The organism is Kocuria sp. CPCC 205260 (assembly GCF_040981045.1).
GTDB lineage: Bacteria > Actinomycetota > Actinomycetes > Actinomycetales > Micrococcaceae > Kocuria > Kocuria palustris.
On sequence record NZ_JAVKPT010000002.1, the window covers coordinates 66,731 to 79,578 of the forward strand.

The window sequence follows — 12,848 nt, forward strand, 5'->3', positions numbered from 1 at the left end:
AGTGGATACTCAGTTGCGCTGAGAGGCAGAACAGCGCAACTGGGGATCCACTCGGCGGAAGGAGAGGGGGTCAGAGCTCCTTGAGGAAGCAGGTGATGCGCACGGTCGAGATGCGGCGATTGTCCGCCTCGGCGCGCACCACCACCTCGTAGGTCGCGATCGAGCGCCCGAGTTGCAGCGCCTCCGCCGTGGCGATGACCCAGCCGCTGCGGGCGGAGGCATGGTGGGTGGTGCTGACCTCGAGCCCCACGGCCACGCGCCCGAGCCCCGCACCGTGGATGAAGGCCCCCATGGAGCCCAGCGACTCGGCCAGCGAGATCGTGGCCCCGCCGTGCAGCAGGCCCACGGGCTGGCGGTTGCCCTCGACCGGCATGCGCGCGACCACCCGCTGGGCCGAGGCCTCCAGGTACTCGATGCCGAGCTTCTCGCAGAGCTCGCCGCCGTGCGCGTTGAGCGCGGCCGCCTTGTCCGAGGCCTGCGCCAGATCAGCCAGGGCCTGCGGGATGCCGGACTCCGAGAGCTTCTGCGCCCCCTCCGCGATCCGCTGCGAGGACGGGGTCACGCGGCGCGCATCAGGCGGGGTGGGATCCTCGTGGGCTGCCGGGGACCGATCCTCGGCGGGCTGCTGATGGGGAGCGGTCATGACATCTCCTGGGGCTGTGCGATCGGCGCAGCGGCGCCGCGTGTGATCCGCTCCACACGGTAGCCGAGTTCGAGCTCGTGAGCCTCAAGGACTTCGACCTCCCGGTCTTCTCCTCGGCCACCCTGCCCGCCATGGCGGACAAGGCCTACGACTCCGAGCAGGTCCAGGCCTGGTCCCGCGTGATCGACGACCTCGACGGCTACATCTTCGTCACCCCGGAGTACAACCACGGCGTCCCCGGCGGCTTCAAGAACGCGGTCGACTCGCTGGGCTCCGAGTGGAACGGCAAGGTCCTCGGCCTGGTCGGCTACGGCGCCGTGGGCGGCGTGCGCGCGGTCGAGCAGTGGCGCCTGATCATGGCCAACTTCTCCCAGACCGTCGTGCGCGCCGCCGTGGATCTGAGCATCTTCACCGACTTCGCCGACGGCGCCGTGATCGACTCCGACCCCAAGGTCACGGCCCTGAACGGCGTGCTCGACGAGGTCATCGCCGCCGGCGCCTGATCGCACCCCGGCGGCCCCGAGCACCTGCGCTCGGGGCCGCCGTCGTCGTCACGCGCTCGGCGAAGCGGGCCCACCGGCACCCTCCCGGGCCACTAGCCTGGCGGTATGACCGACAGCACCGCCGCACCCGGACCCGCTCCCGCCGACACGCCGGAGGAGGCCATGACCTCCCTGGACGCCACGACCTTCGATCGCACGGTCCGCCCGCAGGACGACCTCTTCCGCTACGTGAACGGCCCGTGGCTGCGCGAGGCGCAGATCCCGGAGGACAAGGCGCTGATCGGCGCTTTCGTCGTGCTGCGCGACCGCGCGGAGGAGGCGGTGCGCGAGATCGTGACCGAGGAGCCGGGCGAGGACCCGGATCCGATCCGTGCGAAGATCGCGGACCTCTACGCCTCCTACATGGACGAGCAGCGCCTCGAGCAGCTGGGCGCGCAGCCTCTGGCCGAGGACCTCGCGGAGGTCGACGCCGTCCAGGACGTGCAGGGCCTGTCCCGCCTGTTCGGCCGCCTGCTGGCCCGCGGCGTGTCCTCGGTGCTGGGCGTGGACACCGACGCCGATCCGGGCGATCCCGGACGCAGCCTGGTCTTCATCGGCCAGTCGGGGATCGGGCTTCCCGACGAGGAGTACTACCGGGAGGCCCAGCACACCGAGATCCGCCAGAAGTACCGCGAGCACATCGCCCGGATGCTCGAACTCGCCGGGATCGAGCGCGCCCACGATGAGGCCGAGCGGATCTTCGGGCTCGAGACCGAGATCGCCCAGCGGCACTGGGACAAGGTCGAGGTCCGCGACCTCACCAAGATGTACAACCCCAAGTCGCTGGAGGAGTTGCAGCAGCTCAGCCGCAACCTCGATTGGAGCGCCCTGCTGCTCGAGGGTCTCGGGCTGCCGGCCTCGGCTGTGGAGACCGTGGTGGATCAGCAGCCGTCGTTCTTCGCCGAGCTCGATCCCCTGTTCGACGCCTCCCGCCTGGAGGACTGGAAGGCCTGGGCCCGCTGGCAGATCGTGAACTCGCGGGCGGCCTACCTCTCGGCGGCGTTCGTGGAGGCGGACTTCGCCTTCTACGGCACGGTCCTCTCCGGCACCCCGGAGCTCAAGGAGCGCTGGAAGCGCGGAGTCGGGCTGGTCAACGGCGTGCTGGGCGAGGCCGTGGGCCGCGTCTACGTCGAGCGCCACTTCTCCCCCACGGCCAAATCGCGGATGGACGAGCTCGTCCAGAACCTGCTGGCCGCCTACCGGCGCTCGATCGAGACGCTGGACTGGATGACCGATTCCACCCGCGCTGAGGCGCTGCGCAAGCTGGCGTCGTTCACCCCCAAGATCGGCTACCCGGAGAAGTGGCGGGACTACTCGCAGCTGGAGATCCGCGCCGATGATCTGGTGGGCAACATCGTGCGCACCTCGGAGTTCGAGCGCGCCGAGCTGATCCGCAAGGCCGGGAAGCCGGTGGAGAAGCACGAGTGGCTGATGACCCCGCAGACGGTCAACGCCTACTACCACCCGCTGCGCAACGAGATCGTCTTCCCGGCGGCCATCCTGCAGCCCCCGTTCTTCGACGAGGACGCCGAGGACGCCATGAACTACGGCGGCATCGGCTCCGTGATCGGCCACGAGATCGGGCACGGCTTCGACGACAAGGGCTCCACCGCCGACGGCGACGGCCGCCTGCGCAACTGGTGGTCCGACGAGGACCGCGCGGCCTTCGAGGAGCGCACCGAGCGCCTGGTCAGCCAGTACGACGGCCTGGTGCCGGACCAGCTCGCCGATCGCCCGGAGCCGCCGACGGTCAACGGGCGCATGACCCTGGGCGAGAACATCGGCGACCTCGGAGGGCTGTCGATCGCCTACAAGGCGTGGGAGCTCTCCCGCGGCGTGGTCGAGACCGCTGACAACCCGGACGAGGCCCGCGAGCGCGCCGGTGCGGATCCCGCGGCCTTCGAGGAGCAGGACGACGACGGCTTCACCCCGGCGCAGAAGCTGTTCCTGTCCTGGTCCTTCATCTGGCAGCAGAAGGCACGCGACGAGACCACGGCCCAGCGCCTGGCGGTCGACGTCCACTCCCCCAACGAGTTCCGCGCCAATCAGACGGCGCGCAACGTCGATGCCTTCCACGAGGCCTTCGGCACCACGGAGTCCGATCTGATGTGGCTGGACCCCCAGGAGCGCGTGCGCATCTGGTGATCAGCCCGGCTCCTGTCGGATGACTGCGGCCGGTCGCTCCCTGCGCAGGGGGGCGGCCGGCCGTCGTCGTACTCGTGCGGTGCTGGGACTCAGTCCTGCTGCTGCCCCAGAGGCTGCTCGGCCAGGGAGCCGGGGCGGAAGCGCCGGTTCGCCAGCGAAGGCACGGTGGAGCGCACCTCGTCCACGCGTCGGGTGTCGATCTGGGTGATCAGCAGCCGCTCGCCCTCCTCGACCCGGGCGGTGAGCCCGCCCAGCGGATCGCGGACCTGGGAGTGCCCGACCGTGTGGTCGTTGAAGGTGTCCGCCGCCGCGATCCACAGGGTGTTCTCGATCGCGCGCGCGGCCAGCAGCGTCTCCCAGTGGCGGACCTTGTCCGGGCCGGAGAACCAGGCCGCGGGCACCAGGACGAGCTGGGCGCCGTCGTCGGCCAGGGCGCGGTAGAGCTCGGGGAAGCGGATGTCGTAGCAGGTGCTCAGCCCGATCCGCACACCGGCGACCTCGATGCTCGCCGTCCCCGCATCCCCGGGGCGGATGCGCTCAGACTCCTGGTAGGAGAAGGCGTCGTAGAGGTGCAGCTTGCGATAGGTGGCCAGCAGCGACCCGTCCGCGCCCACGGCCACCAGGGTGTTGTACGGGCGGTGATCGTCCGAGGGCTCGTAGGCTCCGGCGACGATCGCGATCCGCTCCTGATGCGCCAGCTCCTGCAGCGAGGTCACGAACGTGTCCCACTCGCGCGCCACGATCTCGGCGAAGCGGTCCTTGACCCCGGACTCCACCCCGAGCATCGCCTCCTCTGGGAAGACCACCAGGTCCGCGCCGCGAGCGGCGGCATCGGTGACGTGGCGGCGGATGGTCGCCAGATTGGCCGCGACGTCCGGAGCCGGGTCGATCTGGGCGAGCGCGAGTCGCACGGGGGATCCTCCTTGGTCTCGCCACCGCGGGCGGTGGCTGTGTCGGGCGTCCAGCGGAAAGCCTATGGCCCCCGGCGGACAGCCCGGAAGGCCCGGAAAGCCCGTGACACCGTGTGGCGCCCGGTAGCGTGGCGGTCATGAACCGCACCCCGCGCCCGTCCGGCGAGACCGGACGGTCCCCGTTCGCAGCGCGCCTGCTCGGCGGCGGCGTCGAGCCGGACCCGCGCTTCACCCTGGCCAACGAGCGCACCTTCCTGGCCTGGATCCGCACGGCCCTGGGCTTGCTGGCCGGCGGCATCGCGCTGGAGGCCTTCGCCGGGGACCTGATCCCCCAGACCGTGCGCGTGGTGCTGGCGGCCGGGCTGATCGCCCTGTCCATGGTCGTGGCGATCTCCGCGAGCGTGCGCTGGCTGCGGGTCGAGCGCGCCATGCGCCGCCGCGCCCCGCTGCCGCTGGCGATCATGGCCCCGGTGCTGTCTCTGGGTGCCGCATTGGCCTCCGGCGTGCTGCTCGGCGCCCTGATCGGGCGCTGAGGGCCTGTGCACTCCCGGACCCGCCCCAACGACGGCGGCAAGCCCCGCCGATTCGACGCCGCCGACGGGCCCATCGCGACCCGCAGCTCCCGGCGCTCCCGAGAGCGCCCGACACACGACGACCCCGGCCTGCAGCCCGAGCGGACCTCGCTGGCATGGGGCCGGACGCTGCTGGCGCTCGTGGTCGCGGCCGCGCTGCTGCTGCGCTGGCTGCCCCATCACGGCCTGGCCCCGGTGCTGCCGCTGGTCGCGGCAGCCGTGCTGGCGCTGGGGATCTGGCTGCGGCAGGGGCTGCGCTACCGGCGCGGGGCGCGCAGCGTGGCCCTGGAGTCCTCGGCTCCCGATCCGCTGGAGATCCTGGCGATCAGCGCAGCCGTCGTGGTGCTCGGCGCCCTGAGCCTGCTCACGATCCTCCTGGCCTGAGCCCCGCACGTTGCAGGGAGGGCCTCGGTCTCCCGAGGCCCTCCCTGCAACGTGCGTCGGCGGCTCAGCCGCGCGAGAGATCCGCCTGCGCGGGATCCACGGCCGGCTCCTTGGTGCTCAGCTTGTGCCCGATCCAGAAGGCCAGGAACAGCGGCAGGCCGATGTACGAGGACAGCAGCGACATGGGCGTCACCGTCCCGGTCACGAAGGCGTCGTAGCCCTGGCCCAGGATGACCAGCAGGCACATGATCAGCGCGACGATCGGGCCGGCGGGGAAGAACCGCGAGCGGAACGGCAGCTCGGACAGCGGCCGCCCCTGCGCCTTGAAGGCCCGGCGGAAGCAGTAGTGCGTCCAGGCGATGCCCGCCCACACGATGAAGCCCGCCAGAGCCGAGGCGTTGAGCAGCCAGGTGTAGGCCGCGCCCTCGCCGATGAACGTGGTGAGGAAGGCCAGCAGGCCGAAGGACGAGGTCACCAGCAGCGCCCGCATGGGCACGCCGCGGCGGTTGACCTTGGCCAGCCAGGCCGGGGCCTTGCCGTCGGTGGCCATGGACCAGAGCATGCGCGTGGAGGCATACAGCCCGGAGTTGCCGGCCGAGAGGATGGCCGTGAGGATCACGGCGTTCATGACGGAGCCGGCGAAGGCCACGCCCGCGTTCTGCAGCACCAGGGTGAACGGCGAGATCGCGACGTCCTCGATGTCCGAGGCCAGCAGGTTCGGGTGCGTGTACGGCAGCAGGAAGCCGATCACGATGATCGCCAGCACGTAGAACAGCAGGATGCGCACGAACACGGTGCGGATCGCCTTGGGCACGGTGCGCTCGGGGTCCTCGGCCTCACCGGCCGCCACGCCCACGAGCTCGGTGCCCTGGAACGCGAAGCCGGCGACCATGAAGATCGCCAGGATCGACATGGTCCCGCCCACGAACGGCGCCTGCCCGTCGGTCCAGTTGCCGAAACCGGGGGCGTCGCCGCCCATGATGCCCAGCACCATCAGCACGCCCAGCACCAGGAAGACGACGACGGCGGCCACCTTGATCGCCGAGAGCCAGAACTCGCCCTCGCCGTAGGCCCGCGTGGACAGGGCGTTGAGCCCGAAGACGATCAGCAGGAACAGCGCCGACCAGACCCAGGCGGGGACGTCGGGGAGCCAGTAGCGCATGACCAGTGCGGCCGCCACGAGCTCCGCGGCCAGGGTGATGGCCCAGTTGAACCAGTAGTTCCAGCCGATCGCGAAGCCGAAGGACGGCGAGACGTAGCGCGCCGCGTGATCGCCGAAAGATCCGGAGGTAGGACGCCAGGCGGACATCTCGCCCAGGGACTGCATGAGCAGGAAGACCATGAGCCCGATCGCTATGTAGGCCACGAGCGCACCGCCGGGCCCGGCCGTGGCGATCGAGTTGCCGGAGGCCACGAACAGCCCGGTGCCGATCGCACCGCCCATGGCGATCATGGTCATGTGCCGGGTCTTGAGGCTGCGGCGCAGGCCCTCGCCCTCGGACCGCGCCGAGGCGGGGTCCAGTCTGGTGCTCTGTGTGGACACGGTCAGTCACTTCCGACGTCGGGGATCGAACGGCGCCGCGACGGGCATCGATCAGGGGCGCCTGCATGCACGATGAGGCGCAGCACGCCCAGGGGTCTGCCAGATGCTATCCGACACGGCGGGTGAGCCCGGTCCGCGCGCGGGACGGTCACGCAGCGGATGGTGACAGATCGGCACCCCATCAGGGCTGATGGGGTGCCGATCTGTCACCATCCCGAGCGCCTGTCATCGCACAGGCGAGGCGACGTCAGTCGATCAGGTCGCGCAGCTCGATCGTGTTCTCGCGGCCCGGGCCCACGCCGATCGCGGAGAACCGGGTGCCGGACATGGACTCGAGGGTCAGGACGTAGTCGCGCGCATTGGCCGGCAGGTCCTCGAGGGTCTGGGCCTGCGAGATGTCCTCCGACCAGCCGGGGAAGGTATCGTAGATCGGCTTGGCGTGGTGGAACTCGGTCTGCGTCATGGGCATCTCGTCGTGGCGCACGCCGTCGACGTCGTAGGCCACGCACACCGGGATCTCCTCGAGCCCGGTGAGGACGTCGAGCTTGGTCACGAAGTAGTCCGTGAAGCCGTTGATCCGCGAGGCGTGACGCGCCATCACGGCGTCGTACCAGCCGGTGCGGCGCGGGCGCCCGGTGTTCACGCCGAACTCGCCGCCCACGGTGCGCAGCCGCTCCCCGGACTCGTCGAACAGCTCGGTGGGGAACGGACCGGCGCCCACGCGGGTCGTGTACGCCTTGATGATGCCGATCGAGCGGGTCAGGCGCGTGGGCCCGATGCCCGCGCCCACGCAGGCGCCGCCGGTGGTGGGGTTCGACGAGGTCACGAACGGGTACGTGCCGTGATCAACGTCCAGGAAGGTGGCCTGCCCGCCCTCGAGCAGGACGGTCTCGTCGCGGTCCAGGGCGTCGTTGAGCAGGCGTGTGGAGTCCACGATCATGGGCGCCATGCGCTCGGCGTAGCCCATGAAGTAGTCCACGATCTCGTCGGTCTCGAACGCGCGGCGGTTGTAGACCTTGAGCAGCAGCTCGTTCTTCTGCCGCAGGGCGCCCTCGATCTTCTGGCGCAGGATCGACTCGTCGAGGATGTCCTGCGCGCGCAGGCCCAGGCGCCCGATCTTGTCCATGTACGCCGGCCCGATGCCGCGACCGGTGGTGCCGATCGCGCGCTTGCCCAGGAACCGCTCGGTGACCTGGTCGAGGGTCTGGTGGTACGGGGCCACCAGGTGCGCATTGGCCGAGATGCGCAGCTTGGAGGTGTCCGCGCCGCGGGCCTCGAGGCCGTCGATCTCCTCGAACAGCGCCTGCGGGTTGACCACCACGCCGTTGCCGATCACGGGGGTGGCCCGCGGGGAGAGGATGCCTGCGGGCAGCAGCTTGAGCTCGAACTTGTCGCCGCCCACCACCACGGTGTGCCCGGCGTTGTTGCCGCCGTTCGGCTTCACGACGTAGTCCGCGCGGCCGCCGAGGATGTCCGTGGCCTTGCCCTTGCCCTCATCGCCCCACTGGGCTCCGACGATCGAGATGGCTGGCATGCGATTGCTCTCCTGACTGGGCCCGCACGAGGTCTGGATGCCGCGCCACGCGCCTTGTGGAGGCCATGGCGGATCGCGCGCCACGGGCCGAGGGCGCGACGGTCCGGGGCGATCCTATCGCGCGCCCCTCCCTGGCGGCCGTGGGAGATCTCGGGGGTTGACAAGCAGGGCCGCCTGGGGTGGTATTTATCTCGCTATCTATCCAGAGCGACCGAGAGACCTGGCTCGTCGACGTCGCAGCAACCATCCCCGCGGATCTCGCGGGGAACGGTGCTCCCGCCAGGACCGATGGAGCGTCTTCTCAGACTTCCGTGGTCCACCGGCCCCGTGCCCCGCCGCATCTTCAGCGGCGGCGCGGGCCTCCGTGCGCACCCCGTGGTCTGCCCTCCATCGGGCATCCACGGAAAGGCGAACACGGAATGCCCGATCACCATCCCCCAGCACCGCGCTCGGATCGTCCCCCGGAGACGGGGGCGCCGTCGCGCCGCAAGACGGTGCCCGCGCTGTCCTACGAGCTCTACCCGCCGCGCAGCGCAGCCAGCACCGAGTCCCTCCTGCAGACCATCGAGGCCCTGGCGCCCACGGTGCCGGACTACGTCTCGGTCACCGCGGCGGTCGATCCGCAGCGCCGCGTCCAGTCCATGGCGCTGCTGTCCCACCTGATCTTCGAGACCCCGCTGCGCCCCCTGGCCCACGTGCTGTGCACGGGAGTCACGGAGATGCAGCTGCGCGAGCTGATCCACGAGCTGCTGGACCTGGGCGTGCGCGGCGTCCTGGCCCTGCGCGGGGACCGGGATCCGGCCGTCGAGCCCGGCCCTGAGGAGCTGCCCTTCGCCCGGCATCTGGTGGACCTGATCCGCTCGGTCGAGCGCGGCCGAGCCGCCCAGCTGTGCGCCGGCAACGTCTCGATCGGCGTGGCCGCCTATCCGATCAAGCACCCCGAGTCGACCTCCGTGCACCAGGACCTCGAGGTGCTGCTGGCCAAGCAGCGCGCCGGCGCCGACTTCGCGATCACTCAGCTCTACCCCGAGGCCGACGACTACGCGGCCTTCGTGTCCCGGGCTCGTCGCGCCGGAGTGGAGCTGCCGATCATCCCCGGGATCATGCCGGTCACGAGCCTGCGCCGGTACCTGCGCATCTGCGACCTGGCCGGCCTGGAGCCGGACCCGCTGCTGGCCCACGAGCTCGAGACGGCCGACTCGGACGCCGAGCGCCACCGGATCGGCGTCCGCTCTGCCGTGCACAGCGCACGCGCTGCCTTGGATTCCGGGGCTCCCGGGCTGCACCTCTACACGTTCAACCAGCACGAGGCCGCCCTGGACGTCCTGGAGCAGCTCGATCTGCCCCGCCCCACCCCTTCAGCCGGACTCGCCGGACTCATCCCCGCATCCCAGCCCGCCGACGGGCGCCCCATCCGCACCTATAAGGAGACCGCAGTGACCATCTCGAACGACGCCCAGCCCGCCGCCTTCCCGACCGCCACGATCCTGGGCTATCCCCGCATCGGCCCGAACCGCGAGCTCAAGCGCGCGCTCGAGTCGCACTGGGCCGGACGCAGCGACCTGGAGCAGCTCGAGTCCTCCGCCGCCGAGCTGCGTGCCTCCACCGCCGAGCGCCTCGAGGGGCTGGGCCTGGAGCAGGCCTCGGCCGTGCCCGGCTCCTACGCGCTCTACGACCACGTGCTCGACACCCTGATCGCCGTCGGCGCGGTGCCGACGCGCTTCGGCGACCTGCGCACCGAGACCGGAACCGTGGACCGCTCCGGGGAGTTCGTGCTGGCCCGCGGCGACGACGCCCGGCAGCCGCTCGAGATGACCAAGTGGTTCGACACCAACTACCACTACCTGGTGCCCGAGATCGGCGCGCAGACGCAGTTCGCCGCAGCGCCCGGCCGCCTGCTGGAGCAGCTGGCCGAGGCCTCCGAGCAGGGCCGGAGCCTGCGCCCCGTGCTCGTGGGCCCGGTGACCTTCCTGGCCCTGGCCAAGGACGACGGCACCGCAGCCGAGCCCATCGAGCCCCTGGATCGTCTCGAGGAGCTGCTGCCGATCTACGGCGAGATCCTCGCAGCACTCGAGGATGCCGGGGCCGAGTGGGTGCAGATCGACGAGCCCGCCCTGGTCGCGGACCACTCCCGCCTCTCTCAGCAGGACCTGCGCGCGGCGATCGAGCGCGCGGCCGGATACCTGGGAGGGCTCGACGAGCGCCCCCAGCTGCTGCTCACCTCCCCCTACGGCGATGCGGGCGAGCTGCTCGGCGCGCTGACCGGCTCGGGTGCCGAGGCCGTGCACGTGGACCTCGTTCGCGGCGGTCTCACCGACGACCAGCTCGGCCTGTTCACTTCGGCAGACGCCCCGGTGCTCGTGGCCGGAGTCGTCAACGGGCGCAACGTCTGGCGCACCGACCTCTCCGCCGCACTCGAGCGGCTCGAGGGCTTCCGCGACGCAGGCGCCCGGGTCTCCGTGGCCACGTCGAACTCGCTGATCCACGTGCCGCACACCCTCGAGGCCGAGCCCGAGCTCGACCCCGAGATCCGGTCCTGGCTGGCCTTCGCCGACGAGAAGGTGCGCGAGGTCGCCGTCCTGGCACGCGGGCTCGCCGAGGGCCGCGGGGCCGTGGCCGCCGAGCTGCAGGAGGCCGACGAGGCCCGCCGCACCCGCGCTGCGGCCCCGGGTGTGCGCATCGACGAGGTCCGCGGCCGCACTGCTTCCCTCACCGAGGCCGACTCGCAGCGCGGCACCGCCGAGCAGCGTCGCGCAGCCCAGGCGGGACGCTCGTTCGGCAGCGGCCGCCTTCCAGTGCTGCCCACCACCACGATCGGGTCCTTCCCCCAGACCGGGGAGGTCCGCCGCGCCCGCGCCGATCACCGCGCCGGACGGATCGACGACGCCGCCTACGACGGCTTCCTGCGCGAGGAGATCTCCCGGGTCATCGCCCTGCAGGACGAGCTCGGCCTGGACGTGCTGGTGCACGGCGAGCCGGAGCGCAACGACATGGTCCAGTACTTCGCCGAGCACTTCGACGGCTTCGCGACGACCGCCAACGGCTGGGTGCAGTCCTACGGCTCCCGGGCCACGCGTCCGTCGATCCTGTGGGGCGACGTCTCCCGCGAGGGCGAGGGGCTGCGCGGCGAGGCCTTCACGGTCCCGTGGATCACCTGGGCGCAGCAGCAGACCGACAAGCCGGTCAAGGGCATGCTCACCGGGCCGGTCACCATCCTGGCCTGGTCGTTCGTGCGCGACGACCAGCCGCTGGCCGAGACGGCCGATCAGGTGGCCCTGGCCCTGCGCGATGAGATCGCCGACCTCGAGGACGCTGGGATCGGCATCATCCAGGTCGACGAGCCGGCCCTGCGCGAGCTGCTGCCCCTGCGCCGAGCCGATCGCAGCGCCTACCTGGACTGGTCGGTCGAGTCCTTCCGCCGGGCGACCTCCTCGGTCGACGACGCCACGCAGATCCACACGCACCTGTGCTACTCGGAGTTCGGCGAGGTCATCGCCGGCGTAGACGCGCTGAACGCCGATGTCACGAGCATCGAGGCGGCCCGTTCGCGCATGGAGGTGCTGGCCGACGTCCGCGCGGTCGGCTTCGAGCGCGGGCTCGGCCCCGGCGTATGGGACATCCACTCCCCGCGCGTGCCCAGCACCGACGAGATCGAGTCGCTGCTCACCCAGGCCCTCGAGCACGTCAGCTCCGAGCGGCTGTGGGTCAACCCCGACTGCGGGCTGAAGACCCGCGGCTACGACGAGACCCGCACCTCGCTCGAGCACCTGGTCGAGGCCACTGCCCGCGTGCGCGAGAGCCTGGCGGCCAGTCAGGCCGCCTCCGTCGAGACGGCTGAGGCCCCCGCGGTCTGATCAGCCGTCCGGGCCTTCGCTGCTCGGCGACGACGAACGGCGCGGCCGCACCACTGCTGCAGGGAGTGCGGCCGCGCCGTTCGTCATCAGGCCGTCGCCGGGGTCGACGCCAGCGATGGATCTCGGCGGCCCGCGCCAGGTGTCGGTGGGCCGTGCAGCCACGGGGCAGCGGACCGCCGAGCCGGCGTCGTCGTCACTGCATGAGGCCGCCCCTCCGGGTCGACGTCAGCTCTGGAGCTGCTGGGCCGCCGTCGGGTCGGAGTCGTTGAGGAACTTCTGGATGCGCTGGGCCTCGTCGAGCTCGCCGATGGCCGCTGCCGCCTGGCCCAGAGCCGACAGCGCGCGCAGGAAGCCGCGGTTGGGCGCGTGGCTGTACGGCACCGGGCCGTGGCCCTTCCAGCCGCTGGCGCGCAGGGCGTCGAGACCGCGGTGGTAGCCCACTCGGGCGTAGGCGTAGCCCTCGAGCGTCCGGCCGTCGGCCAGCGCCTCCTCGGCCAGGATCGCCCAGGGCAGCTGCTCCTTGGGGAACGCCGGCGCCAGGTCCTCGGCCTCGTCGCCGGCGTCGAAGCGCGCGACCATCTCCGCGTTCTCCTGCAGCAGGGTGGGATCGGGCTCGCCCAGCAGGTTCTTGCCGATGCTCGACATCGGTGCTCCTCTCGTCGTGCGTGCCCCGGGCTCCCCGGGACGCTCTGCTCCCAGCCTATGCGTGGTGGCACCACG

The 12,848-nt window shown here is 71.4% G+C and carries 10 protein-coding genes and 1 riboswitch; of the genes, 5 read left to right on the plus strand and 5 right to left on the minus strand.

The features are described from left to right. Positions 1-70 precede the first annotated feature (70 nt). On the minus strand, positions 71-643 hold the full coding sequence (locus tag RF645_RS04960; protein WP_082677025.1) for a PaaI family thioesterase: 573 nt from the start codon (positions 641-643) through the stop codon (positions 71-73). Positions 644-657: 14 nt separating this feature from the next. On the opposite strand from RF645_RS04960, the gene RF645_RS04965 reads away from it, so the two are divergent. Beyond that, a complete protein-coding gene (locus RF645_RS04965; protein WP_268766255.1) occupies positions 658-1,146 on the plus strand; it encodes an NAD(P)H-dependent oxidoreductase in 489 nt (162 codons plus the stop codon). A 105-nt stretch (positions 1,147-1,251) separates the two neighbouring features. Further along, positions 1,252-3,330, plus strand: a complete 2,079-nt coding sequence (locus RF645_RS04970) for a M13 family metallopeptidase (RefSeq protein ID WP_153005741.1) — start codon at positions 1,252-1,254, stop codon at positions 3,328-3,330. A gap of 89 nt (positions 3,331-3,419) precedes the next feature. Here the strand turns inward: RF645_RS04970 and RF645_RS04975 are convergent, their stop codons facing one another. Further along, positions 3,420-4,241 carry a carbon-nitrogen hydrolase family protein gene (locus RF645_RS04975; RefSeq protein ID WP_058872003.1) on the minus strand — a complete coding sequence of 274 codons (822 nt, stop codon included), beginning with the start codon at positions 4,239-4,241 and terminating at the stop codon, positions 3,420-3,422. Positions 4,242-4,378: 137 nt separating this feature from the next. Between RF645_RS04975 and RF645_RS04980 the strand changes: the two genes are divergently transcribed. Both RF645_RS04980 and RF645_RS04985 read left to right on the plus strand, forming a co-directional pair. Continuing rightward, positions 4,379-4,774 carry a YidH family protein gene (locus tag RF645_RS04980; protein WP_058872051.1) on the plus strand — a complete coding sequence of 132 codons (396 nt, stop codon included), beginning with the start codon at positions 4,379-4,381 and terminating at the stop codon, positions 4,772-4,774. A gap of 6 nt (positions 4,775-4,780) precedes the next feature. Beyond that, on the plus strand, positions 4,781-5,197 hold the full coding sequence (locus tag RF645_RS04985) for a DUF202 domain-containing protein (RefSeq protein ID WP_082331035.1): 417 nt from the start codon (positions 4,781-4,783) through the stop codon (positions 5,195-5,197). Positions 5,198-5,261: 64 nt separating this feature from the next. On the opposite strand, the gene RF645_RS04990 is transcribed toward RF645_RS04985, so the two are convergent. Together RF645_RS04990 and RF645_RS04995 are read right to left on the minus strand one after the other, a co-directional pair. Then, positions 5,262-6,656: an amino acid permease gene (locus tag RF645_RS04990; protein WP_235444634.1), complete on the minus strand. Its 1,395-nt coding sequence runs from the start codon at positions 6,654-6,656 to the stop codon at positions 5,262-5,264. A 331-nt stretch (positions 6,657-6,987) separates the two neighbouring features. After that, positions 6,988-8,274, minus strand: a complete 1,287-nt coding sequence (locus RF645_RS04995) for an adenylosuccinate synthase (protein WP_058872002.1) — start codon at positions 8,272-8,274, stop codon at positions 6,988-6,990. 195 nt (positions 8,275-8,469) lie between these two features. Next, a riboswitch (SAM riboswitch) is annotated at positions 8,470-8,569 on the plus strand. 124 nt (positions 8,570-8,693) lie between these two features. Between RF645_RS04995 and metE the strand changes: the two genes are divergently transcribed. After that, complete coding sequence (metE, locus tag RF645_RS05000) at positions 8,694-12,128, plus strand: 5-methyltetrahydropteroyltriglutamate--homocysteine S-methyltransferase (RefSeq protein WP_082677023.1); 3,435 nt, start codon at positions 8,694-8,696, stop codon at positions 12,126-12,128. Positions 12,129-12,353: 225 nt separating this feature from the next. Here metE and RF645_RS05005 read toward each other — a convergent pair whose 3' ends face one another. Continuing rightward, positions 12,354-12,773: a DUF3151 domain-containing protein gene (locus tag RF645_RS05005; RefSeq protein WP_058872001.1), complete on the minus strand. Its 420-nt coding sequence runs from the start codon at positions 12,771-12,773 to the stop codon at positions 12,354-12,356. Positions 12,774-12,848: the final 75 nt, after the last annotated feature.